Source organism: Pseudomonas sp. NPDC088444 (genome assembly GCF_044900175.1).
Classification (GTDB): domain Bacteria; phylum Pseudomonadota; class Gammaproteobacteria; order Pseudomonadales; family Pseudomonadaceae; genus Aquipseudomonas.
Genome location: NZ_JBJDNK010000023.1, coordinates 16,212 through 40,838 on the forward strand (window position 1 = coordinate 16,212; position 24,627 = coordinate 40,838).

A 24,627-nucleotide genomic window follows, 5' to 3' on the forward strand; every position below is an offset into this window, starting at 1 on the left:
GTGATCCTCAGAAACCCAGGCTCAGGTGTTCGGCAATCGGGCCCAGCGCCAGAGTCGGCAGGAAGGTCAGGCCGCCCACCAGCAAAATGGTCACGGTCAGCAGCGTGACGAACAGCGGGCCATGGGTCGGAAAACTGTTCAGGCCCAGGGGCGCGGTCTTCTTCGCCGCCAGACTGCCCGCCAGCGCCAGCACTGGCAGGATGTAGCCAAAGCGGCCAATGAACATCGCCAGGCTCAGCATCAGGTTGTGGAACAGGGTATTGGCGCTGAAACCGCCGAACGCCGAGCCGTTGTTCGCCGTGGCTGACGTGTAGGTGTAAAGCAACTGGCTGAAACCATGGGCGCCGGGGTTGCTCACCGCGCCTGCCGGGCCGGGCAACGAGGCGGCCAGCGCACCGAACACCAACACGCCCACCGGCATGACGATCAGCGTCGCCACCAGCAATTTCACTTCCCGGGCTTGTAGCTTCTTGCCGAGGTATTCCGGGGTACGGCCGATCATCAATCCGGCGAGGAACACCGCGATCAGCACGTTCAGCAACATCCCGTACAACCCTGCGCCGACACCGCCGAAGATCACTTCGCCGACCATCATGTTGGCCAGCGCAATCATGCCGCTCAGCGGATTGAGGCTGTCGTGCATGCCGTTGACCGAGCCGTTGGACGCGGCGGTCGTGGCTGTCGCCCACAGCACGGTGGCCGTGGTGCCGAAGCGGGTTTCCTTGCCCTCCATCGGCGCAGTCTGCTCGACATTGGCGATGTGCAGCGCCGGGTTGGGCTGGTACTCGGCCCACAGCGCCACGGCACCACCGATCAGGAACAGCACGAACATGCAGGCGACGATAGCGCGGCTCTGGCGCATGTCCTTGACGTAGTGGCCAAAGGTGAACACCAGCGCTACCGGGATCAGAATGATCGAGACCAACTCGAACAGGTTGCTCCACGCCGTCGGGTTCTCGAACGGGTGCGCCGAGTTGACGCCGAAGAAGCCGCCGCCGTTGGTGCCCAGTTGCTTGATGGCGATCTGGCTGGCGGCTGGCCCCAATGGAAGGGTCTGATCAGCACCTTGCAGGGTGACCGCGTCCACGTAATGGGCGAAGGTTTGCGGCACGCCCTGCCACACCAGAAACAACGCCAGTACGAGGCACAGTGGCAGCAGGCCGTAGAGGGTGGCGCGTGTCATGTCGGCCCAGAAGTTGCCCAGATGCTGCGTCGAACGGCGGCCAATCCCACGACAAAACGCCACCAGCACAGCAATGCCGGTCGCGGCGCTGACGAAGTTCTGCACGGTCAGCCCTGCCATCTGGCTCAGGTAGCTCAGAGACGCCTCTCCGCTGTAGCTCTGCCAGTTGGTGTTGGTGACGAAACTCATCGCCGTGTTGAACGCCAGCGACCACTCCATGCCCGGCAGCCCTTGTGGGTTGAGCGGCAGCGCGCCTTGAAACAGCAGAATGGCGAACAGCACGACAAACCCCGCCAGGTTGAACGCCAGCAGGGCCAGGGTGTACGTCTTCCAGTTTTGCTCGACGGCCGGGTCGACACCGGACAGCCGATAGCAGATGCGCTCGACTGGCCCCACCACCGGGGTCAGCCAGGTGCGCTGGCCTTCCATGACTTTGTAATAGAAGCGCCCCAACAGCGGCGCGGGCAGCAACACCAGGGCGAAGAACGCCAGAATCAGCAGATAGTCATAACCGTGCATGGCCGTCACTCCTCGACCCGGCCAGCACGCAACAGCGCCACCAGCAAATACACGAATAACCCTGCCGCCAACAGCAGAGACACCCCATCCAGAACGCTCATGAAAACACTCTCCGTCATACGGCGATTACCGTGTGGGAATTGTCTTCATGAGGGGTGTAAAGGAACGAGATCAAGGGTGGGCGTGGGGCATAAAGAAAGTGTAAAAACTGCCGATCACGTGCAGGCCGCTCCATGGCTGAACGCAATCAAGTGGGAGCCGCCTTGGTGGCTCCCACAAAAAAGGGTGGGGGTCACACCCGAATGGCGGCTTGTAGCTTTTCTGATACATTCACGACAATCCACAGACACCTGCTACCCGCACCCTTCCGCCCCGCTCGCCAGCGAAGTAGCATGGCAGCGTCGTTCCTCACTCGCAGCCCTTCCCGGCGGCATCACCATGGCGGCAGCACCATGCAAACGACCCCTGACAGCACCACCGCCAACGCACCGGCCGAAGAGCGGCGCTGGAACACCCGCGCGCTGATCGTCGATGACGACGTGCCGATCCGTGAACTGCTGTGCGACTACCTCGCCCGGTTCAACATCCAGAGCACTGGCGTCACCGACGGCAATGCCATGCGCCAGGCGCTGGCCGAAGAAACCTACGACGTGGTGGTGCTGGACCTGATGCTGCCCGGCGAAGACGGCCTGTCGCTGTGCCGCTGGCTGCGCAGTTCGTCGGATATCCCGATCCTGATGCTGACCGCACGCTGTGAACCCACCGACCGCATCATCGGTCTGGAACTGGGTGCCGACGACTATATGGCCAAACCGTTCGAACCTCGCGAACTGGTAGCCCGCATCCAGACCATCCTGCGCCGCGTGCGCGATGACCGTACCGAAGAACGTACCACGCTGCGCTTCGACAACTGGCGCCTCAACAGCGTCCTTCGCCAACTGACCGCGCCGGACGGGCTGGTGGTGCCGTTGTCCAACGCCGAATTCCGCCTGCTGCGCGTGTTCCTTGAACGTCCGCGTCGCGTGCTCAACCGCGAACAACTGCTGGACGCCGCCCGCGGCCGCTCCATCGAAGCCTTTGATCGCAGCATCGACCTGCTGGTCTCGCGCCTGCGCCAGAAGCTCGGTGACGATCCGAAATCCCCTCAACTGATCAAGACCGTACGGGGCGAAGGCTATATGTTCGACGCCAGGGAGATTGGTTGATCCGCTCGGCTGACACCCTGTTCGCCCGACTGTTCGGCGGCGCACTGCTGGCGATCATTCTGGCGCACCTGCTGGCGTTCATCTGGTTTCACTACTACGACCCTCATCGCCCGCCTCCGCCTCCACCGCCACACAACGCGCAGGACATGCCGCGCGGCTACCCGGACAAACCGGACGACGACATGGCGGCGGAAGAAATGCGCCGTCCGCCACCACCGTTTTTCGGTATCCCGCTGATTCCGCTGCTGTTCCAGTTGATCACCCTGGTGATTGCTGCCTGGTTCGGCGCCAAGGCCCTGAGTCGGCCGGTCCGGCGTATCAGCGATGCCGCCGAACGCCTGAGCGAAAACCTCGACAGCCCACCGCTGACCATCACCGGTCCCCGCGAGGCGCGCCAGGCCGCTGCGACGTTCAACCTGATGCAGGAGCGGATTCGTGAGCAGGTGCAACAGCGCGGGCGCATGCTGGCGGCGGTCTCCCACGACCTGCGCACTCCGCTGGCGCGTTTGAAACTGCGGGTCGAACAGATCGAGGAGCCCAAGCTGCACGGGCAGATGACGCAAGATTTGAACGACATGATCGGCATGCTCGACGCCACGCTGACCTACCTCAATGAGCAGCGAACCAGCGAGGCCTTGCAGTATTTCGACGTGCAGGCGCTGATCGAGTCGCTGACCGAGAACGCTCAGGACAATGGCGATGACGTCGAAGCCAGCGGCAGTTGCCGACCGCTGAAATCCCAGCCCATGGCCCTGCGTTCCTGTCTGCACAACCTGATCGACAATGCCTTGCGCTATGCCGGGCATGCGCGGGTGGAGATTGAGGACTCCAGTGATCGCCTGCTGATCCGCGTGGTCGATCGCGGGCCAGGCATCCCGGAAAAACTGCGTGAAGCGGTGTTCGAGCCGTTCTACCGGGTTGAGGGGTCGCGCAACCGAAACTCGGGCGGCGTGGGCATCGGCATGACTATCGCCCGCGAAGCCGCCCGGCGCATGGGCGGTGATCTGCGCCTGGAAGAAACTCCCGGCGGCGGCCTGACGGCATCGATCGATTTGCCACGGATCTGAACGCCCGCAGCTAAAACATGTCGGGGCAACCTTCACTCACCAAAACGCCCCATCACTGTGGGAAATTCTACGTTGGCTGGTTAACCGCCTTCGCCACCAAGGCGGCTCCCACAGAACCGGCGTCGATCACGAACCTATGACTCGGCACACACTCCTGTGGGAGCCGGCTTGCTGGCGAAGGGGTCCTGTCAGTTGTCACGCAAAGACCTGATTCACCGCATTTGCCTTCAAGGCGGCGCCCACAGGGTGAACCTGCACCCGCGATGTACCTGCCCCCGTAAGACTCGCGTTACAAACACCACATACCCACGACATCCCACCCCGCGACGCTGCATAAGCCGGTACACCGTACCGGCTTCATTCATCTGATGGGGAGTCAGTCCGATGGTCACAGGTATCAGCGGCAGCAGCAGTTATTCCAGCTACATCAGTTCAAGCAGCTCCACCCGCAGCACCGACAAGAGCAAGCAGTTCGCCGACGACCTGCTGAAAAAGCTCGACACCAACGGTGACGGCAGTATCGACAAGGATGAACTGAGTTCAGCCCTGTCCTCCGATTCCAAAGACGGCATCACGGTCAGTCTGAGCAAGGCGTTCAGCGATCTGGACAGCAACGACGATGACAGCCTGGACGCCGACGAGTTGGCGTCCATGACCCCGCCACCGCCGCCACCGACGCAGATGGACGGCGGCTCGGCGGCGGATGAAGCCCAGGACCTGCTGAGCGCCATCGACACCGACGGTGATGGCAGCGTCAGCAGCGACGAACTGACCGCCGCGCTGAGCAGTTCGGACAGCAGCGCCGACAGCACTCAGGTATTCGACGCACTGGACACCAACAAGGATGGCACCGTCAGCCTCGAAGAGCTGACCGCCAGCCTGCAACAGGCTCAACAACCGCCTCCGCCGCCCGCGCAAGACTCCAGCGACCTGTTCAGCAGCCTGGACAGCGATGGCGACGGCAGCATCACGACCGCCGAACTGACCAGCGCCCTGCAAAGTGGCAGCTCGACCAGCGGCTCCAGCAGTTCCACCAGCACCGACGCGATCAATTCGCTGTTCAGTGCCCTGGACGCCGACAGCAGTGGTGGCGTCAACGCCGACGAGTTGAGTGCGGCGCTCAAGCCTGACAACACTCAGCAGCAGACCACCACGACGCAGGCCACTGAGGCGTTGAATCGCATGGTTGCTGCCCTCAGCGACCGCTACAACCTCAATAGCAACGCGACGGCCGGTAAATACGTGAGTATTTCCGCCTGATAAAAAAGCGCCGCCGGATCCGGTCCGGCGGCGCTTTTTTATCTTCAGTGCGCGTTATTTGGGCACCTGCCGTGCGCGGCTGTCAGCGACCCAGTCGAGCAGCAGGCTATAAGCCACGGCCAAGAGCGTCGGGCCGATGAACAGGCCAATGAAGCCAAACGCCAATAACCCGCCGAACACCCCCAACAGCACGATCACCAACGGCAAGTTGCCGCCACGGCTGATCAGATACGGCTTGAGCACGTTGTCGACACCACTGACGATGAACGTGCCCCACAAACCGAGAAACACGGCCATCCCGTACTCGCCTTTCCAGGCCAGCCAGGCCGTGGCCGGAATCCAGATCAGCGGCGGCCCCATGGGCACCAGACTGAGCAAAAACGTGCCAATACCCAAGACCAGCGCTCCCGGCACGCCCGCGATCAGAAAACCGATCAACGCCAGAATGCCCTGAGCGGCTGCCGTACCGATCACCCCGTTCACCACCCGCTGGACCGTCCCGGCCACCAGATCGACGTAATACTGGGCCTTGTCGCCGATCAGCCGCTCCAGCAGGCTCAGCACGAACGCCGCCAGACGCGGACCGTCGCGGTAGAAAAAGAACACGAAGACGATACTCAGGGTCAGCTCCAGGATGCCCCCGCCGATCTGCGCACTACGGGCCAGCAGCCAGTTACCCACCTGCCCCAGATAGGGTTTGAGCGTGGCCAGCATCGCCGCGCCCTGCTGATCGATGGTGTTCCAGTAGCCCACCAATCGCTCCCCGACCAAGGGAATGCTGCCCAACCAGGCGGGTGGGTCGGGCAAGCCATCGACCTGCACATCGCGAACGAACGCCGTGGCATCGCGCACATGATCAGCCAGGTTGAACCCGAGCCACACCAATGGCGCGGCCACCAGTACCATCCAGCCGAGGGTCAGAATGCTCGCGGCCATTGACTCCCGGCCATTGAGCGCGCGGGTCAACAGGCGCATCAGCGGCCAACTGGCAAACGCCAGCACCGCCCCCCAGAACAGCGCAGACCAGAACGGCGCCATCACCCACAGGCAGGCGCCCAGCAGTGCCAGCAGCAGAATCTGCACCAACAGGCGATCGTTATTGAACATGGGTCATACCGTAGAAGAGAAATCCAGAACGCGCAGCATAACGGCGAACGTCGACGCTCGCCTTACACCAATTGAACAGCAACTGAATGCCTGAGATAAAACACTCCTCAGCGAATGAGTTCGACGACCAGCCCCTGAGTCTGCTTGCTGCCGATTTCCAGTCGGGCTGCGCGCACGCTGTTGTTGACCAAAGCCTCACGCCACGCCTCGGCCTGCGGCCCGGAAAGCGTCACACGCAAGGTGCTGTCCAGATTAAGCCCTCGTGAAAGCAAAGTGATCCATGGCTGTTTGGGCTCACCCTTGAGCATAGGCAAGTCCAGATCACCGGAGCTCTTCAGCTCTCTGAGCAGGGTCGCAGAGGTGGGCAGCACCTCGCCCAGCGGCGCGTCAGCCTGGAACTCTTCGACATGCAGCAAGGCGCGGCGATTGCCGCGAGTGATGCTGTACAACGCCACCAGCGTGTCGCTGTCCGGCGACAGGCGCAGCAGCAAATAGGCTTGTCCGTTGTCGGCCCCGTAGAGCCGCGCGTTGCTGAACACTTCGTTGGCCCACAAGCTGCTTTCACCACAGTCCCGGGCCTGACACCAGAACAACAACTGCGCGCCCTGCTGCTGAAAGGCTTCGCGAGCGGCCGTGAAGGCCTCGTCGGCGGACCGCTCTGGCGGTAATTGATAGGTCACGGCACTGGCGGTGCCACGGGAAGCCACCTGGCCATCGAAGCGCAATTGGCCGCTGATCTTGCGAATCGAGCCCATGGGAAAAATGCGCTCAAGGTTCGCAGCGGGCTTGTAATCGACGATTTCAGCGTCAGTCGGCCGAGGCAAGTTGGAAAAGTCCTGACTGCCCGCGACATCGGCGGCCAGACCGGTCGTGGCGTAACCGGTCAGGCACAGCAGCCAGCCGAGCGTGCAGGCAGCACGCGTGGAAAGGCTCATGGGCGGATCATCGTGGGGGCCATCACGACCGCACGCGAGCGCAGTCCGAGGGAGGGAATCGAGTGTGGGCGGTGGTCCATCGTGCAGTCTCCTGTTTCAACCCGCCCAGCCTCGACAGTTGCGCTGCGCAAGTCAAGAAACGGCGAAGAACCGATTGAAACAGTCTGCAACAGAGGTCGCGCCCGCCTCGTCGTTCAGATGCAGATGATGCCCACCGGGTAACACAGTGACCTCGAACGAAACACTGTCGAGCAGCGCGGTGTTCTGCGCCAGCATGCCCAGGTCGGCAACCACCAGGTGTGCAGGACAACGAATGGCATTCACGAAGGACAAAGCTTGGGCGCGCGTCAGACGCATCGCCGACGCCAGTGTCAGGCGGCTGTCACTGCGCCAGGTGTAACCGCCCGGCACCGGCATCAGGCCACGCTGCGCCAACAGCTCAGCAGCTTCGCGACTGACAGCGACCATGCCTTTCATGCGGGCTTCGACCGCTCGGTCCATTTCGGCGTAAACGGGCTTGCGCTTGCTCGATTGCGCCAGTTGCGCCAGCAAGGCGGTGCCCATTCGTTCCGCCGCGCCTTCAGGCTCGCCCAACGGCGGAATCAGGCCGTCGATCAACGCCAGACGACTGATACGATCCGGCACCGACCCGGCGAGGATCACCGAGACAATGGCACCCAACGAATGCCCCAGCAGCGAAAACCGCTCCCACCCCATCTGCTGCGCTACATGCAGCACGTCATGGGCGTAATCCGGCAAACCGTAACCGGCACCCAGCGGGCGGTGATCGGAATGGCCATGCCCGGCCATGTCCAGCGCCAGAATGCGCAAGCCTTTGAGCTTCGGCGCCAGGCGAGCGAAGCTGTTGGCGTTGTCCAGCCAGCCATGCAGCGCAATCACCGGCAAGCCATCTTGCGGCCCGAACAAATGGGCCGCCAGTTCGATGTGCGGCAGGCTCAGCCGAATCTCTTCGACCGCACAGCTCATGCGCGAGCTCGCTGACGGGGCTGCATCCGGGTGACGACCTGGCCAGGTGTGGCCCAGCGGGAAAACAGGTTCTTGAGCATCTGCGCGGTGTCCTCGGGGTGTTCCAGCGGGAACATGTGCCCGCCCGGCACCGAAAGATACACGCCTTCACGCATGCTTTTCACCGACATCGCGTGATGGCGGCGCACCACATCACTGTGTTCGCCCCGCACCAGCGCCAACGGCACTTGCAGGTGACGGGCCACGCCAGGGCTGGTGTGCGGCACGCTGCGATAGATGCTGATCTCGGTGGCGGGATCGAAACGCAGGCGCAATCGATCACCGTCCGGCTGCAAACCGTGCAGCAGATAGGCCTCGAAACATTCGGGATCGAAACGGCGGAACAGGGTCTTGCCCGAAAAATAATGCCGCGCAGCGTCCAGATCGCTGAACACCTCACGTCGGCCCAGCGTGCGCCCTGCCGGGGTGATGCGGTCGATGAAACCGAAACGCTTGGCCGCACGGATCATCCATTGATCGAAACGCGTCAGCACGGGCGAATCGAGCATGACCACTCCGCGATACAGCTCCGGATGCCGCAAGGCCGCGTGGTAATGCAAAACGCCGCCCAGCGAATGACCAACCCCCCAGACCGGCTGTGGTTGTTCACGCAGGTGATGGATCAACTCGTCCACCAGATTCGGCCAGTTGTCGGTCACGGGAAAACGCGGATCGTGGGCGTGCTGCGCCAGATGAGTGATGTGAAACTCATCGCCCAACGCTGCGAACAACTTGCCGTACGTGGCGGACGGGAAGCCGTTGGCGTGAGCGAAAAAGACGTGTTGAGTCATGCCGGCGCATCCAGAAACCGTGATCAGGCTGCAATTGTGTGCGTGAGCCTGACACGGCGGCAATGACCGGAAGTGCCATCGGGGATGACACTCCGGCCAGCGCAGACGCATTCAGCGTGCAGGCGGCTGCTCACCCAGCGGCACGACCGCAACGGTCAGGCGCGAAATACAACTGGCCTTGCCGTCTTCGCCGGTCAGGCGGATGTCCCAGACGTGCGTGGTGCGACCGATGTGCACCGGATGCGCCACCGCCGTGACCCGACCACTGCGCAGGCCCCGCAAATGGTTGGCGTTGATTTCCAGCCCGACGCAGAAATACTTGCTGGAGTCGATGACCAGGTAGCTGGCCGACGAACCGACCGTTTCTGCCAGCACCACCGACGCACCACCGTGCAGCAGGCCGTAGGGTTGGTGTGTGCGGTGATCGACCACCATGCTGGCGGTCAGAGACTGATCGTCGAACGCTTCGAAACGGATGTCCAGTTGCTCACCGATGGTGTTCTTCTGCATCGCGTTGAGCGCGTCGAGGTTGGGGGTGTCACGCCATAGGCTCATGGGTTGTCCTTATTATTGAATAGTCCACAGTTGAACGGCCCCCACAGGAGAACATCATCTGCCGGGCCGAGGCCGAATCACCCCGGATGCCTGACCCCGATCAGGTTCATCGCACCCGCCACCGGGAAATCTGCCTCCAGTTCAGCAAGACTCGCCGTGTGCATTCCGTGGGCCTGCTGCACGTTGCCATGCACCGCCAGACCGATCAGCGAGCCGACCAACGGCTGGTGACTGACCAGCAAGACGTCGTCCGAGGCATAGAGGTCCAGATTGTCCAGCACCTTACGCGGATCGCTGTCCGGCGTCAGCCAGGGGACGGTCACGATCGACTCGGAAAACCCCAACGCCTGACGCACCAGCTCAGCGGTCTGCTGCGCTCGAACATAGGGGCTGGCGATGATCCAGCGCAGCGACTGGCCCAGCAGGTGCGCCGCGCTGGTCAGCACCTCCTGGCGGCCGTTGTCGGTCAGCTCGCGTTCGGCGTCGGTACGAGCGCGGTACTGAGCCTCGCCATGACGCAGAATCCACACTTTCATAGTTTCGGTTCCTCATCCCGCACCGGGTGCGCAGCAGCCGGCACGGTGTGCGGAGCCTCGCCTTCCGGTGGGCGCGGCGCGGGCCAGTCGGCGAATGGCCAAGGCTTCTGGTCAGTGTGAAACGTGCCAAAACGGCCGATCTGCGCAAAATACTGACTCAGGCTGTCACCGAACGACATCAGGCTCAGACTCGGCGCCCCATAGAACAGGCGATACGCCAGTTGCACCAGCACCACCACCGCCAGCACGACGGCTGCGACTTCCCAGACCACGGCAAACACCAGCATCCACAGGATGCGCAGCAGGATCGATTCGTGCTGCTTGAATTTTGATTCGTTCAAAGGTCTCTCCTTGAGCCAGCGGGTATTAGTTGAAACCGCTGGTCGAGATGAAATCGACATCGGTCTTGGGTTCGGCGCGCATCAGCAGTTCGATGACCTGCTCCAGCGTACGCCCTTCGAACAGGATGGCGTGCAGCCCCGCCACCAGCGGCATGTAGACCTGGGCTTCCTGGGCCTTGACCTTGAGCACCTTGAGCGTGTTGACCCCTTCGGCCACCTCGCCCAGACGGGTGACGGCCTCATCCAGCGTCAGCCCCTGCCCCAACGCGAAACCGACCTGATAATTGCGGCTTTTGGGGGACGAACACGTCACGATCAGATCACCGACACCGGCCAGCCCCAGGAAGGTCATCGGGTTGGCACCCTGGCTGACCGCAAAGCGGGTCATTTCGGCCAGCGCGCGGGTGATCAACATGCTTTTGGTGTTCTCCCCCATGCCCAGCGCCACCGCCATGCCGGCGATGATCGCGTAGACGTTCTTCAGCGCGCCGCCCAGCTCCACGCCAAAACGGTCGGCGCTGGCGTAGACGCGGAAGGTGCGCCCATGCAACGCGGCCTGAACCGCCTGGCACAGCGCCTCGTCTTCACTGGCCACCACCGTGGCCGTCAGCGCATGTTCAGCGATCTCACGGGCCAGATTCGGCCCGGACAACACACCGATGCGGGCTTTGGGCGCGATGTCTTCCAGGATTTCGCTCATCAGTTTGAAGGTCTGGGCCTCGATACCCTTGGTCAGGCTGACCAGCATTTTGCCGGTCAACAGCTCGACATGGGGGGTCAGCACCGTGCGCAGCGCGCTGGAGGGCAACGCAACGAACACCAGTTGACTCTGGCTCAATGCGCTTTGCAGGTCTGTCACCGGCTCCACGGCATCGAGCACCTTGATACCTTTGAGGTAACGCGGATTCTCGCGATTGACGCGAATCGCCTCGGCCTGCTCGGGGTCGCGCATCCACTGCAGGACCCGGTGGCCATTTTCGGCCAGCAAATTGGCCACGGCCGTGCCGAAGCTGCCACCACCCAGAACGGCGATCGGTTGCTGTTGGGTCATAAAACAATCCATCTAGGGCCATCGGAACTGGCGATGGCAGCATTATACGGAGCGCCGTGCTCGCCACCAGCGGCAAAACACGACAGCCAGATGCGAATGGCGGACACCCTACTCTTCACGAGGAAATTCCCTACGGCTCGGTTAAGATGCGCGCACTTTGTGAAAATTCCACCGCGCCGCTGATGAGCTATCGTTAGGGCGCTTTCAATGAACATTGCACTCACGACAGGCGGGAGTCCGGCCTTGACGGCACAACGCGGCTGGAACATCAGCACCCGCACGCAGATTCTCAGCCTCGGCCCGGCCCTGCTGCTGACCCTGTTACTGATCAGTTTTTTCACCGTAGTGCGCATTCAGGATCTGCGTCAGGAACTGACCCACACAGGCCAACTGATTGCCAACCAACTGGCCCCAGCGTCCGAATACGGCGTGATCGTGGGCAACGACGAAGTGCTCGAAAGCCTGATGAAGGCGACCATGAGCACGCCCCACGTCCGCTTCCTGGAAGTTCAGGACAGCGCGGGCAAAGTGCTCGTCCACGTCGAACAGACCACAGACAACGTCCGATCACACCAACTGGAAGTGTTTCAGGCCCCCATTCGCCTGCAACAGATCAAATCCGAAGGCAATCATTCCGACGACATCGACGATATCGCCAGCGTCCCAGTCGAAGACTATCTGGGCCGCGTGCTGGTAGGCATGTCCAGCGATGCCTTTAACCTCAGGGAACAGGAAATCCTGCTCAAGGCGGGCATTCTCGCGCTGTTCGCCCTGCTGTTTACGTACATTCTGGCGCGACGTCTGTCCCTGAGCCTGTCTCAACCCATCAGCGCCATGAGCGATGCCGTCAAAGCCATTCAGCATGGCGATTACACTGCGCCGCTGCCGGTGGCCGACGACGCCGAGCTCGGCGATCTGGCACGCCACATCAACAACCTGGCATTGGGCCTGGAGAAGGCCAGCCGCGAGCAGAAGAAAGCCATGGACGAGTTGATCAGGACCCGGGAGGAAGCCGAACGCGCCAATAGCGCGAAATCCGAGTTTCTGGCCATGATGAGTCACGAGTTGCGCACGCCGATGAATGGCGTGCTGGGCATGCTGCAATTGATGGAAACCACCAGGATGACCGAGGAACAGGCCGAGTATGCGGCACTGGCCACCGAATCCACCGAGCATCTGTTGCGCGTCATCAACGACATCCTCGATTTCTCCCGTTTCGAGCGCGATGCCCTGGAGCTGGAGAACATTTCGTTCAACCTCGCGGACCTGATCGCCACCTCCGTACAGGCGTTTGCTCACAACGCACAACAACGTGGCCTGGCACTGGAACTGGAACTGCCTCCCGGAATGGACCTGCTGCGGGTCAAGGGCGATCCGACCCGCATCCGTCAGATCCTCGTCAACCTGATCGGGAACGCCCTGAAATTCACCGAGTTCGGCAGCGTGCGGGTCGAGACTGGGTGGCAACAGACCGATGCCCAACACATCCTCTTCACCTGTGCAGTGCGTGACAGCGGTATCGGCATTTCGGCGCAATTGGTGGAGTCGATGTTCGACGCCTTTCAGCAGGCGGACAATTCCATTTCCCGACGCTACGGCGGCACCGGGCTGGGCCTGCCGATTGCACGCAATCTCGCTGAGCGCATGGGCGGTTCATTGCGCGCACAAAGCAGCGAAGGCATCGGCTCGGTATTCACGCTGCAAATCCCGTTGCAGCGCGTGGCTCAGGAAGACCCTTTACCCACGCCGGGCGCCGTGGGCGAAATGCCTCAGGAGCGCGACGGCTGCGTGCTGCTGGTCGAGGACAACCCCGTCAACCGCACCGTGGTTGAGGCCATGCTGCGCAGTCTGGGTTTACAGGTCAGCGCAGCGGGCGACGGTGCCGAAGCGGTGAGCATGGCCAGCAAGGAAAAATATGCACTGATCCTCATGGATTGCCGCTTGCCAGTCATGGACGGCTACGAAGCGACCCGCAGAATTCGCGAACTACCGGGGCTCGACACCCTGCCCATCATTGCGCTGACGGCGAACGCCCGGCACGGCGATCGCGATATTTGCTTACAGGCGGGCATGAACGACTACCTGGCCAAACCCTTCAAACGCACTGATTTACAGCAGGTTTTGCAGCGCTGGCTGACCATTAAAGCATCTGCGACTGGCGATAAATGATAAATTGCGGCAGTCTTGTGTGCCGTGATCGACCCGCGCACGCGCGCGAACGGACAATTTCAGTGTACAGGTGTACATTCATTTCACCTGTGCTGTGACTTTCACTACAACGCAATAGTCTATGAGTAGGCTGCCAGCGGCGGGACAACCCGCTGGCCAGATTGGGTGAAACAAATAGCCACACCCAGCCGCACAGGATTATCGAGGAGCTCGCATGACCAAACAAAACGCCTTTACCCGGGAAGACTTGCTGCGCTGCAGTCGCGGCGAGCTGTTCGGCCCAGGTAACGCGCAACTGCCCGCCCCCAACATGCTGATGATGGATCGCATCACCCACATCAGTCAGGAAGGCGGCAAGTTCGGCAAAGGTGAATTGGTCGCCGAACTAGACATCACTCCGGACCTGTGGTTCTTCGGCTGTCACTTCGAAGGCGACCCGGTCATGCCAGGCTGCCTGGGCCTCGACGCCATGTGGCAACTGGTCGGTTTCTTCCTGGGCTGGCAAGGCCTGCCGGGCCGCGGCCGTGCGCTGGGTTCGGGCGAAGTGAAATTCTTCGGCCAGGTCCTCCCGACCGCCAAGAAAGTCACCTACAACATTCACATCAAGCGCGTCCTCAAAGGCAAGCTGAACCTGGCGATCGCCGACGGTTCGGTCAGCGTGGACGGCCGTGAAATCTACACCGCCGAAGGCCTTCGCGTCGGCGTCTTCACCTCCACTGACGATTTCTAAGGGTATTCGCATGCGCCGCGTCGTTATCACCGGTCTGGGCATTGTTTCCTGCTTGGGCAATGACAAAGAGACCGTCTCCGAAAACCTGCGTAACAGCCGCCCTGGTATCCGCTTCAATCCGGAATACAAGGAAATGGGCCTGCGCAGCCAGGTATCCGGCTCCATTGATCTGAATCTGGAAGAACTGATCGACCGCAAGGTCTACCGCTTTGTCGGCCACGCCGCTGCTTACGCCTATCTGGCGATGCAGGACGCGGTCAAGGACTCCGGCCTGACCGAAGAGCAGGTGTCCAACCCACGCACCGGCCTGATCGCAGGCTCAGGTGGTGCTTCGACCCTGAACCAGATGGAAGCGCTGGATATCCTGCGTGAAAAAGGCGTCAAGCGCGTCGGTCCATACCGCGTGACCCGCACCATGAGCAGCACTGTTTCGGCATGCCTCGCAACGCCATTCAAGATCAAGGGCCTGAATTACTCCATCGCTTCTGCCTGCGCCACCAGTGCTCACTGCATCGGTACCGCCATGGAACAGATCCAGATGGGCAAGCAGGACATCGTCTTCGCCGGTGGCGGTGAAGAAGAGCACTGGAGCCAGTCGTTCCTGTTCGACGCCATGGGCGCCCTGTCCAGCAAGCGCAACGAAACCCCAGAGCAAGCTTCCCGTGCCTACGACGCTGACCGTGACGGTTTCGTCATCGCGGGCGGTGGCGGCATGGTCGTGGTCGAGGAGCTGGAACACGCTCTGGCCCGTGGCGCGAAGATCTACGCCGAGCTGGTCGGCTATGGCGCCACTTCCGACGGCTACGACATGGTCGCCCCAAGCGGCGAAGGTGCCATCCGCTGCATGCAGCAGGCGCTGTCCACCGTTGACGGCACCATCGACTACCTGAACACCCACGGCACCTCTACCCCGGTCGGCGACGTCGCTGAAATGAAAGGCGTGCGTGAAGTGTTCGGCGCCAACGCTCCGGCCATCAGCTCCACCAAGAGCCTGTCAGGTCACTCCCTAGGCGCCGCAGGCGTTCACGAAGCGATCTACTGCATGCTGATGATGGAAGGCAACTTCATGGCCGGTTCGGCGAACATCGACGAACTGGACCCAGAAGTAGCCGACTTGCCGATCCTGACCAAGACTCGCGAAAACGCCGAGATCAACCTGGTCATGAGCAACAGCTTCGGCTTCGGTGGCACCAACGCCACGCTGGTGATGAAGCGCTGGACCGGCAAGTGATTCAAGCCGTTTCCCGCACATGAAAAGGCGCCTTTCGGGGCGCCTTTTTCATGACAAGGATCTGTACTTGTGGGAGCCGGCTTGCTGGCGAAGGCGCAGTGTCAGCGAATACATAGGGCACTGACACTCTGCCTTCGCCAGCAAGCCAGCTCCCACAGAACGAGGTCATCCTCAGACCGCGAACTCCCCCACCATCCCGTTCAGGTCCGTCGCCAGACGCGACAAATCCTGGCTGGCCGCCGCCGTCTGATTGGCACCCGCCGAGCTTTGCAGCGCCAGATCACGAATATTGGTGATATTACGGTCCACTTCCCGCGCCACCTGCGCCTGTTGCTCGGAGGCGCTGGCGATCACGGTGTTGCGCTCCGTGATCTGGGAAATGGCCAGCGCAATCTCGTCCAGCGCCACACCGGCGGACTGCGCCAGCTCCAGGGTAGAGCGTGCGCGGTTGTTACTGCCTTGCATCGCGGCGACCGCCTGGTCGGTGCCCTGACGGATATCCCCCACCAACGCCTCGATCTCCTGGGTCGACGACTGCGTCCGATGGGCCAGCGCCCGGACCTCATCCGCCACCACCGCAAACCCACGACCGGCCTCTCCCGCCCTGGCCGCTTCAATGGCGGCGTTGAGCGCCAACAGGTTGGTCTGCTCGGCCACGGAACGAATCACGTCCAGCACCTTGCTGATGCCATACACCTTCTGCGCCAACACCTCGACCTGATCACCGGTCTGGGTAACGTCCCGAGCCAGATGATTGATCGAAGCAACAGTCTCCTGCACTTGATGTCGCCCGCGTTGAGCAATGCGTTCGGACTCATCCGAGGCTTGCGAAGTCGCTACCGCATTGCGCGCCACTTCTTCCACGGCCACGGTCATCTGATTGACCGCCGTCGCCGCCTGATCGATTTCCAGGCTCTGCTGATGCAGGCCACGCGTGGAGTCTTCAGTGACAGTGCTCAGCTCTTCCGATGCCGACGCCAACTGGTTCGATGAATCGGAAATGCGCAGGATCGTGCGACGCAGACTCAGTTGCATGGCTTTCAAAGCGTCCAGCAGCCGCGCAGGCTCGTCGCGTCCTTGAACCTTGATATCAGCGGTCAAATCTCCTGCCGCGATCACCTGCGCGATGCCCAATGCCTGCGCCAGCGGCTGAACGATACTGCGCGTCAGGCCCCAGGCCAGCACCAGCGTGATCAGCGCCGTGAGCACCATCATGGCGGCCACCCAACTTAGCGCACTGCCGAAGACCTGCTGTGCTGCGTCAGTGGCGTTACTGGCTCCCTGCTTGTTCAGCGCCGTCAGTTCATTGAGCGCCTGAGTCATCGTGTCGGCGTGCTGATTCATTTCACCATTGATGATTTGCACCGCGTCATCCAGACGGTTCTCTTTCGAAAAGTCCATGACCCGTGTCTGACGCTTAAAATACGCCTGCTTGGCAGTCGCGAAACGCTCGTAAAGCTCACGCTCGCGAGACGCTTCAATCATCGAGACATAGCGCTGTTCCGCCGTTTGCAGTTTCACCTTGAGCTGCTCGATCTTGTTGTAGTTATCCTGCAAGGCCGCAGGATCACGTCCGACCATCAAACGCAGCGTCAGGGTGCGGATCCTCATCAGGTCCTGCCCCATAACGCCCAATTCCATGACACTGGGGAGCCATTTGCTCTCCACCAGATCCGACTGCTTGCGCATGCTGGACATCTGCAACAGCGCAAAAGCACCCAAACCGAAAACCAGCAGCGCCAGCACCCCAAAACCAAGCGCAGCCCGGGGCGCGATATTCATGTTTCTTACGGTCACAATGGGTCCCTCCCCAAAATCCTGCCTTCAAAGTGCGGCTGGTCAACGCCTCCAGTATCGGCTGAACAGGCTAGATTCTGTAGGACAATTAAGTGATTTATTTGAGAGCGATTCGTAATAACCACCATTCGATTGGATATGTCAGCACAGACGATCCAGACGGTGAGATTTTGCCCTTGTATGCTGTTGCAAAGCCCCATGAGAACCCTGACATGTTGACGATCAAACCCCGTGCCGAAGACGTCGAAGGCCAGCCGATTCTGCGCCCCCTGCCCTCCGCTCAATGCCGCAGCGTCGGACCTTTCGTGTTCTTCGATCACATGCTGGAAACCACTTACGCGCCTGACAGCGGAATGGACATTCGCCAACACCCCCACATCGGCCTGTCGACCCTGACGTATCTGTTTGAAGGGGAGATTCAGCACAAGGACAGTCTGGGCAGCGATCAGCGCGTATTGCCCGGCGAAGTGAGCTGGATGACCGCAGGCAAGGCGATCGCCCACATCGAACGCACCCCGGAGGACTTGCACGAGAGCGGCTCACGGCTGCATGGCTTGCAGGTCTGGCTGGCCTCTCCCCAGGAGCATGAGCAAGGTGCCGGGCATTACAGCCATCACCCCGCCACGAGCCTGCCATTGAGCGACGCCATGGGCATCGCGATTCGTATGATCGCGGGGACCGGGTTTTGCCTGACCTCCCCGGTTCCGGTGCTCTCACCGACGCTGTATGCCGAACTCAAGATGCAAGCGGCGACAACGCTGTTGATCCCGGCGGAACATGAACAGCGAGCACTGTATGTGATTGAAGGCGGCATGGAACTGGACGGCGAGCCAGTGGAGCCTCGCAGTCTGCTGGTGCTGGATGCTGGCAGCGAGCCGACGCTGTGTGCCAACAGCGAATCCCACGCGGTTCTGATCGGCGGCGCACCGCTGGATGGTCCGAGAAGAATGAACTGGAATTTCGTCGCCAGCGATCCAGCGCTGATCGATCAGGCAAGGGCGAAATGGGCGGCCGGGGACTGGCCGACGGTCCCGGGGGAAGTGGCGAGGATTGAGTTGCCAGCGGGCAGGAAGTAACACTCGAACGACGCGTCGAGCACAGAACCTGTGGGAGCGAATTCATTCGCGAAACAGTGGCACACCCAACACATCAGCGTCGGATGTACTGACCTCTCGCGAATGAATTCGCTCCCACAGGGTTTAGCGGGGTGCCAGCTAAATAGCGTTAGCCGGCGAACACTTCATCCAGCAGATTGTGCATGGCGGTGAACGCACGCTTGGAAACTGTCGGGTTGTACATCTGTACGCCCGGGTTGTTGGCATGCGGATCAGTGAAGGAGTGGAACGCCCCGCCGTAGCTCAGCAGTTGCCAGTCCACATTGGCCGCATTCATTTCAGCTTCAAACGCAGGCAACTGCTCTTTCGGTACCAGCGGGTCAGACGCGCCGTGCAAGACCAGCACCTTGCCTTTGATGTTTTTGGCATCGGCCGGGTTGGTAGTGTCCAGCGTTCCATGGAACGACACTGCCGCTTTCAGTGGAGCGCCAGTACGCGCAAGCTCCAGCGCACAGCAACCGCCGAAGCAGAAACCGAACGCCGCCAGTGAGGCTTTGTCCACCGCCGCTAACGTTTGTGCGGTGAGTTGGTCCAACGCAGCCTGCATGCGTTTGTTCAGCAAACCACGATCATTCTTCAGCGGCATCATCGCGGCCAGCGCTTCGTCGGCATTGGTCGGACGCACGCCCTGGCCATACAGGTCAGCCAGCAATACCACGTAACCCTTGGCGGCCACCTGCATGGCAATCTGTTCAGCGTCTTCGCTGATGCCCATCCAGTTGGGCGCCATCACCAGACCCGGCACCGCTTTCGCGCCTTCGCTGAACACCAGACGACTCTCATAGCTTTGGCCGTCAATCTGATACACCACGGACTCCACAGTAACGTTGCTCATTGCCAACTCCTACGATTGAAAATATGAGGAAGTTCAAATGACAAAACCCGCCGAAGCGGGTTTTGACGTGTTGCGATGTTAAACCGAGAGTTCGACCAGTAACTTGTTCAAACGGCGCACATAAGCGGCCGGATCCTTCAAGCTGTCGCCCGCAGCCAGCGCTGCTTGGTCGAACAAAATGTGCGACAACTCGCCGAAGCGGTCTTCACTCTGCTCGTTGTCCAGTTTGCCGATCAGCGGGTGAGTGGGGTTGAATTCGAAGATTGGCTTGGAATCCGGAACCTTCTGCCCGCTGGCTTCCAGAATCTGACGCATTTGCAGACCCAGATCCTGCTCACCGATGGCCAGAATCGCAGGTGAGTCGGTCAGGCGATGGGAGACACGCACTTCACTGACTGCATCGCCCAGTGCGGCTTTCAGACGCTCGATCAACCCCTCCTTGTCCTTGGCGATTTCTTCCTGGGCCTTCTTGTCCTCTTCCGAGTCCAGCTTGCCCAAATCCAGATCGCCACGAGCCACGTCGACGAAACCCTTGCCGTCGAAGTCGCTCAAGTAGCTCATCAGCCACTCGTCGATGCGATCGGTCAGCAGCAGCACTTCGATGCCTTTCTTGCGGAAGACCTCCAGATGCGGGCTGTTCTTGACCTGTGCGTAGCTTTCGCCGGTCAGGTAGTAGATCTTGTCCTGACCTTCCTTGGCGCGGGCCAGGTAATCGGCCAATGCCACGCTTTGCTCGCCGCTCTCGTCAGAAGTGGACGCAAAACGCAGCAGGCTGGCGATTTTTTCCTTGTTGGCGAAGTCTTCAGCCGGGCCCTCTTTCATCACCTGGCCGAAGTTTTTCCAGAAGCCTTTGTATTCTTCCGGCTGGTTCTTCGCCAGCTTCTCCAGCATGTCCAGCACGCGCTTGGTCAGCGCCGACTTCATCGAGTCGATGATCGGGTCTTTCTGCAGAATTTCACGAGAGACGTTCAGCGACAGGTCGTTGGAGTCCACCACACCCTTGATGAAACGCAGGTACAGCGGCAGGAACGACTCGGCCTGATCCATGACGAACACGCGCTGCACGTACAGCTTCAAGCCGCGTGGCGCTTCGCGCTGGTACAGGTCGAACGGCGCACGGGCCGGGACGTAGAGCAGCGAGTTATACTCCAGCTTGCCTTCGACCTTGTTGTGGCTCCAGCTCAGCGGGTTCTCGAAATCATGGGCGATGTGCTTGTAGAACTCCTGATATTCCTCGTCCTTCACATCGGTACGAGAACGGGTCCACAGCGCGCTGGCGCGGTTGACGGTTTCCCACTCCTCCGCTGGCGCAGGCTCACCTTCCACGGCGATCTGCTCTTTTGGCAGTTCGATCGGCAAAGCGATGTGATCGGAGTATTTCTTGATGATGTTACGCAGACGGTAGCCATCAGCGAATTCGTCTTCACCGTTTTTCAGGTGCAACACGATACGGGTGCCGCGTTCGGCTTTCTCGACGGTCGCGACCTCGAAGTCGCCCTCGCCTTTCGACGACCAGTGCACGCCTTCGCTGGCGGGAGTACCGGCACGGCGGCTGTAGACATCAACCTTGTCCGCCACGATGAACGCCGAGTAGAAACCCACCCCGAACTGACCGATCAGGTGCGAATCTTTCTTTTGATCGCCAGTCAGGTTTTTCATGAAATCAGCGGTGCCGGATTTGGCGATGGTACCCAGATGGGTGATCACATCGTCGCGGTTCATGCCGATGCCGTTGTCTTCCAGGGTCACGGTTTTCGCGGCCTTGTCGAAGCTCACACGGATTTTCAGCTCGGCACCGCCTTCCAGCAGTTCAGGCTTGGACAGCGCCTCGAAGCGCAGCTTGTCCACCGCGTCGGACGCGTTGGAAATCAGCTCACGCAGGAAGATTTCCTTGTTCGAATACAGCGAATGGATCATGAGGTGCAGCAGTTGCTTCACCTCGGTCTGGAAGCCCAGGGTTTCCTTTTGAGTTTCCACACTCATGGTCATCAAACTCCAATCAGTCCACACGAATAGGGTTGCCGCCCAAAGGCCCGACAGCACAAGGCTGGACGGCGGGTTGTCATCAAAGTGGGGACGGGCGTGGGGATTTCAAGGGTGCGGATTTTCAATTCGCACAATCTTCATGAACAACTAACGCCTGTCTAACGGAGGTAGCGTCCGCTGAGCCAAGGGCAAAAACGATTAATCAGAACATTCGCACACTCCGGCGTAACACGTCTGAAACAGCGCACTATTTATTCCCACAAAAGAGGGAACCAAATTAATTAGCACGTGTTCGAAGGCACGTCGATGTTCAATAAGGAGAAACACCCCATGCGTAAGACTTTAGCCATTGCCCTCATGCTCTCTGCCACCCTGGGCCTCGCTGCCTGCGATAAAAAATCCGAGGATAAACAACAGGATGCCAACAAGGCTGCCCAACAGTCTCAAGAGTCGATGCAACAGGCTCAAGACAAAGTGAACGAAGCGGCCAAAGAAAGCCAGGAAGCTGCACAAAAGAATGCCGAAGCGGCTCAAGAGCGCGCGAAAGAGGCGAACGAGCAGGCACCCGCGACAACTAAGCCGTAAGTTCCAAAGATTCAAAAAAATAAAGCCCGCATTTAGCGGGCTTTATTTTTTTGCAGCGTCATTGAACAGCAATCGGGTCAACCCCATGCGCGCCCTCTACGCGAGCGCTTCACTGCGCTTGCCCATCACGCGATCGACCACAAAGGCCCCGAACAGGGTGATCAGCGACGGGATCAACCAGGCGAGGCCCTGCTCACTGAGTGGCAGGTGTGCAGCGGCAGAAGGCAAATAATCGCCGAAACCGGCCCCCTTGATCGCATCGACCGTACCGAACAGCAATGACACCAGCATCACCGGAGCCACCACACGCCCTTGGGAACGCCAGAACTCCTTGCAGAAGCTCAGCGCGACCAGCGCAATGCACGGCGGGTAAATCGCCGTCAGCACCGGGATCGAGAACTGGATCAGTTTGGTCAGGCCGAGGTTGGACACCAGCAGCGAGAACGCCGCCAGCAGAATGACCAGCGTCTTGTAGGACAGCGGCAGCAAGCGGCTGAAATATTCGGCGCAGGCGCAGGTCAGACCCACTGCCGTGACCAGACAGGCCAGAGAAATCAACACGGCCAGGAAACCGCTGCCCAGCGAACCGAAGGTATTTTGCACATAGGCATGCAGCACTGCTGCGCCGTTGGTGGCTTCAGCCGCCACCGCATGGCTGCCCGAACCCAGACGGAACAGGCTGATGTACACCAGCGCCAGCCCCAGACCCGCAATCAGGCCTGCGATGATGGCGTAACGAGTGATCAAGCGTGGCGACTCGACGCCACGGGAACGAATGGCGTTGACGATGACGATGCCAAACACCAGCGCGCCCAGGGTATCCATGGTCAGATAGCCATTGATGAAGCCCTGAGAGAACGGTGCAGCGACATACGCCGGCTGTGCCGTACCCACGTCACCGGCAGGCAGCGCGAAGGCGGCGATACCGAGCACCGCCAGAGCGATGATCTTGAGCGGCGCCAGGAAGCGTCCGACGGTGTCCAGCAAGCGTCCTGGATACAGCGAAATCCAGAACACCAGCAGGAAATAGACAAGACTGTAGAGAAACAGCGCCAGCGGGCTTTCGCCAGTCAGAGGCGCCAGACCCACTTCAAAGGAAACGGTGGCGGTGCGCGGCGTTGCGAACAGCGGCCCTACGGAGAGATAACAAACAGCAGCGAGCACAGTGCCTGCCACTTTACCGATCGGACTGCTCAGGGCGTCCATGGCACCGCCGACCTTGGCCAGCGCCACGACGGTCACCACGGGCAGGCCTACCGCTGTGACAAGAAAGCCCAGCGCCGCCATCCACACATGAGGACCCGCCTGAAGACCCACGATAGGGGGGAAGATGATATTGCCAGCACCCACGAACAACGCGAACGTCATGAAGCCAAGTGCCAGGATGTCCTGGCCTTTCAACACTTTCATTAAAGAAACCACACTGCAGAATCGGAATTAAGAAGAGGATTTCCCAATGGGTGGAGGGAAATGCTGCCCATCCTTTTAGGACAGGCCCGTTGGGCACAGCAGCGCCTTTTGGGGGCTGACCGAGCAAAATGGCGGGTAGCCTACCCTATTTCACGCGCCATTACAGGGCAGACCGACCGATGCATGCACATCCGTGTCGCATTTCGGAAATATCCTACATATTGATTGATATCCGGACTGTAGGAGAGAGCTTGCTCGCGATAGCTGCGTGCCAGTCATGAAAATGAATCAGACACACAGCCATCGCGAGCAAGCTCACTCCTACAGGGTTTGGGTAAACATAAAAAATCTCCGGAAAACACAAAGGCCACCCGAAGGTGGCCTTTGTCGATCAGACAATGATCAGCAAGCGATGCTTACTTCTTCATTTCCCAACCGGTCAGCTCAGCCAAGGCTTTGCCGATGTCTGCCAGCGAACGGACAGTTTTCACGCCAGCGTCTTGCAGCGCAGCGAATTTCTCGTCTGCAGTGCCTTTGCCGCCGGAGATGATTGCACCTGCGTGGCCCATGCGCTTGCCCGGAGGAGCAGTCACACCAGCGATGTAGGAAACAACCGGCTTGGTCACGTTTGCCTTGATGTAGGCAGCCGCTTCTTCTTCAGCCGAACCCCCGATCTCACCGATCATGACGATCGCTTCGGTCTGTGGGTCGTTCTGGAACAGCTTCAGGATGTCGATGAAGTTCGAACCCGGAATCGGGTCACCACCGATACCAACACAGGTCGACTGACCGAAACCGGCGTCAGTGGTCTGCTTCACAGCTTCGTAAGTCAGGGTGCCGGAACGCGACACGATACCGACTTTACCTGGCAAGTGGATGTGACCTGGCATGATGCCGATCTTGCACTCGCCCGGAGTGATGACACCTGGGCAGTTAGGGCCGATCAGGGTAACACCCAGCTCGTCGCACTTGACCTTGGCATCCAGCATGTCCAGGGTAGGAATGCCTTCAGTGATGCAGACGATCAGCTTGATGCCGGCGAATGCAGCTTCCAGGATCGAGTCTTTGCAGAAAGGAGCCGGAACGTAGATGACCGATGCGTCAGCGCCGGTGGCTTTGACAGCTTCGGCAACGGTGTTGAACACCGGCAGGCCCAGGTGAGTGGTGCCTCCTTTGCCTGGAGTCACGCCGCC

At 60.5% G+C, this 24,627-nt stretch carries 23 protein-coding genes; 8 read left to right on the top strand and 15 right to left on the bottom strand.

The genetic code is table 11. From position 1 onward, the window contains the following. Positions 1 to 7: 7 nt before the first annotated feature. The gene (gene kdpA, locus ACI2KB_RS28450) at positions 8 to 1,702 is read right to left on the bottom strand and encodes a potassium-transporting ATPase subunit KdpA (RefSeq protein WP_404640335.1); all 1,695 of its coding nucleotides are present in this window, start codon (positions 1,700 to 1,702) and stop codon (positions 8 to 10) included. A 5-nt stretch (positions 1,703 to 1,707) separates the two neighbouring features. Next, complete coding sequence (gene kdpF / locus ACI2KB_RS28455) at positions 1,708 to 1,803, bottom strand: K(+)-transporting ATPase subunit F (protein ID WP_037009437.1); 96 nt, start codon at positions 1,801 to 1,803, stop codon at positions 1,708 to 1,710. Positions 1,804 to 2,154: 351 nt separating this feature from the next. Between kdpF and ACI2KB_RS28460 the strand changes: the two genes are divergently transcribed. From ACI2KB_RS28460 to xopAW, 3 genes are all read left to right on the top strand, one after another. Next, positions 2,155 to 2,907: a response regulator gene (locus ACI2KB_RS28460; protein ID WP_404640337.1), complete on the top strand. Its 753-nt coding sequence runs from the start codon at positions 2,155 to 2,157 to the stop codon at positions 2,905 to 2,907. Continuing rightward, complete coding sequence (locus tag ACI2KB_RS28465; protein ID WP_404640339.1) at positions 2,904 to 3,974, top strand: sensor histidine kinase; 1,071 nt, start codon at positions 2,904 to 2,906, stop codon at positions 3,972 to 3,974. Before ACI2KB_RS28460 ends, ACI2KB_RS28465 begins: the two co-directional genes overlap by 4 nt. A 384-nt stretch (positions 3,975 to 4,358) precedes the next feature. Next, positions 4,359 to 5,234 carry a XopAW family type III secretion system calcium-binding effector gene (xopAW, locus tag ACI2KB_RS28470; protein WP_404640341.1) on the top strand — a complete coding sequence of 292 codons (876 nt, stop codon included), beginning with the start codon at positions 4,359 to 4,361 and terminating at the stop codon, positions 5,232 to 5,234. 54 nt (positions 5,235 to 5,288) lie between these two features. Here the strand turns inward: xopAW and ACI2KB_RS28475 are convergent, their stop codons facing one another. The 8 genes from ACI2KB_RS28475 to ACI2KB_RS28510 form a co-directional block, all read right to left on the bottom strand. Then, positions 5,289 to 6,341, bottom strand: coding sequence for an AI-2E family transporter (locus tag ACI2KB_RS28475; RefSeq protein WP_404640343.1), 1,053 nt, complete (start codon positions 6,339 to 6,341; stop codon positions 5,289 to 5,291). Between the two features lie 107 nt (positions 6,342 to 6,448). After that, positions 6,449 to 7,276 (bottom strand): DUF4892 domain-containing protein, encoded by an 828-nt coding sequence (locus tag ACI2KB_RS28480; protein WP_404640345.1) that lies wholly within the window; start codon positions 7,274 to 7,276, stop codon positions 6,449 to 6,451. Between the two features lie 132 nt (positions 7,277 to 7,408). Next, positions 7,409 to 8,263 (bottom strand): alpha/beta fold hydrolase, encoded by an 855-nt coding sequence (locus tag ACI2KB_RS28485; RefSeq protein WP_404640347.1) that lies wholly within the window; start codon positions 8,261 to 8,263, stop codon positions 7,409 to 7,411. After that, complete coding sequence (locus tag ACI2KB_RS28490) at positions 8,260 to 9,093, bottom strand: alpha/beta fold hydrolase (protein WP_404640349.1); 834 nt, start codon at positions 9,091 to 9,093, stop codon at positions 8,260 to 8,262. Before ACI2KB_RS28490 ends, ACI2KB_RS28485 begins: the two co-directional genes overlap by 4 nt. A gap of 111 nt (positions 9,094 to 9,204) precedes the next feature. Beyond that, a complete protein-coding gene (locus ACI2KB_RS28495) occupies positions 9,205 to 9,648 on the bottom strand; it encodes a hotdog fold thioesterase (RefSeq protein ID WP_404640351.1) in 444 nt (147 codons plus the stop codon). A 77-nt stretch (positions 9,649 to 9,725) separates the two neighbouring features. Further along, a complete protein-coding gene (gene sixA / locus ACI2KB_RS28500) occupies positions 9,726 to 10,184 on the bottom strand; it encodes a phosphohistidine phosphatase SixA (protein ID WP_404640353.1) in 459 nt (152 codons plus the stop codon). Then, positions 10,181 to 10,525 carry a DUF4389 domain-containing protein gene (locus tag ACI2KB_RS28505; protein ID WP_404640355.1) on the bottom strand — a complete coding sequence of 115 codons (345 nt, stop codon included), beginning with the start codon at positions 10,523 to 10,525 and terminating at the stop codon, positions 10,181 to 10,183. Before ACI2KB_RS28505 ends, sixA begins: the two co-directional genes overlap by 4 nt. Before the next feature lie 25 nt (positions 10,526 to 10,550). Further along, entirely contained in the window at positions 10,551 to 11,576 is a 1,026-nt protein-coding gene (locus tag ACI2KB_RS28510; RefSeq protein WP_404640357.1) for an NAD(P)H-dependent glycerol-3-phosphate dehydrogenase, read from the bottom strand. A 243-nt stretch (positions 11,577 to 11,819) separates the two neighbouring features. Between ACI2KB_RS28510 and ACI2KB_RS28515 the strand changes: the two genes are divergently transcribed. The 3 genes from ACI2KB_RS28515 to fabB all read left to right on the top strand — a co-directional run bounded on the left by ACI2KB_RS28515 (position 11,820) and on the right by fabB (position 15,706). After that, positions 11,820 to 13,745, top strand: coding sequence for a response regulator (locus tag ACI2KB_RS28515; protein ID WP_404640379.1), 1,926 nt, complete (start codon positions 11,820 to 11,822; stop codon positions 13,743 to 13,745). A 214-nt stretch (positions 13,746 to 13,959) separates the two neighbouring features. Beyond that, positions 13,960 to 14,475 carry a 3-hydroxyacyl-[acyl-carrier-protein] dehydratase FabA gene (fabA, locus tag ACI2KB_RS28520; RefSeq protein ID WP_404640359.1) on the top strand — a complete coding sequence of 172 codons (516 nt, stop codon included), beginning with the start codon at positions 13,960 to 13,962 and terminating at the stop codon, positions 14,473 to 14,475. A gap of 10 nt (positions 14,476 to 14,485) precedes the next feature. After that, positions 14,486 to 15,706 (top strand): beta-ketoacyl-ACP synthase I, encoded by a 1,221-nt coding sequence (gene fabB / locus ACI2KB_RS28525; RefSeq protein WP_404640361.1) that lies wholly within the window; start codon positions 14,486 to 14,488, stop codon positions 15,704 to 15,706. A 171-nt stretch (positions 15,707 to 15,877) separates the two neighbouring features. Here fabB and ACI2KB_RS28530 read toward each other — a convergent pair whose 3' ends face one another. Next, on the bottom strand, positions 15,878 to 17,503 hold the full coding sequence (locus ACI2KB_RS28530) for a methyl-accepting chemotaxis protein (protein ID WP_404640363.1): 1,626 nt from the start codon (positions 17,501 to 17,503) through the stop codon (positions 15,878 to 15,880). 212 nt (positions 17,504 to 17,715) lie between these two features. Here ACI2KB_RS28530 and ACI2KB_RS28535 point away from each other — a divergent pair, with 212 nt between their 5' ends. Continuing rightward, entirely contained in the window at positions 17,716 to 18,579 is an 864-nt protein-coding gene (locus ACI2KB_RS28535; RefSeq protein ID WP_404640365.1) for a pirin family protein, read from the top strand. Between the two features lie 148 nt (positions 18,580 to 18,727). Here the strand turns inward: ACI2KB_RS28535 and ACI2KB_RS28540 are convergent, their stop codons facing one another. Beyond that, positions 18,728 to 19,453, bottom strand: a complete 726-nt coding sequence (locus ACI2KB_RS28540; protein WP_404640367.1) for a dienelactone hydrolase family protein — start codon at positions 19,451 to 19,453, stop codon at positions 18,728 to 18,730. A 78-nt stretch (positions 19,454 to 19,531) separates the two neighbouring features. Next, positions 19,532 to 21,436 (bottom strand): molecular chaperone HtpG, encoded by a 1,905-nt coding sequence (gene htpG / locus ACI2KB_RS28545; protein WP_404640369.1) that lies wholly within the window; start codon positions 21,434 to 21,436, stop codon positions 19,532 to 19,534. Positions 21,437 to 21,769: 333 nt separating this feature from the next. On the opposite strand from htpG, the gene ACI2KB_RS28550 reads away from it, so the two are divergent. Further along, the gene (locus ACI2KB_RS28550; RefSeq protein WP_404640371.1) at positions 21,770 to 22,024 is read left to right on the top strand and encodes a hypothetical protein; all 255 of its coding nucleotides are present in this window, start codon (positions 21,770 to 21,772) and stop codon (positions 22,022 to 22,024) included. A 96-nt stretch (positions 22,025 to 22,120) separates the two neighbouring features. Here ACI2KB_RS28550 and brnQ read toward each other — a convergent pair whose 3' ends face one another. Together brnQ and sucD are read right to left on the bottom strand one after the other, a co-directional pair. Further along, positions 22,121 to 23,434, bottom strand: coding sequence for a branched-chain amino acid transport system II carrier protein (gene brnQ / locus ACI2KB_RS28555; RefSeq protein WP_404640373.1), 1,314 nt, complete (start codon positions 23,432 to 23,434; stop codon positions 22,121 to 22,123). A gap of 416 nt (positions 23,435 to 23,850) precedes the next feature. After that, on the bottom strand, positions 23,851 to 24,627 hold a 777-nt coding region (gene sucD / locus ACI2KB_RS28560; protein WP_404640375.1), incomplete at its 5' end, for a succinate--CoA ligase subunit alpha.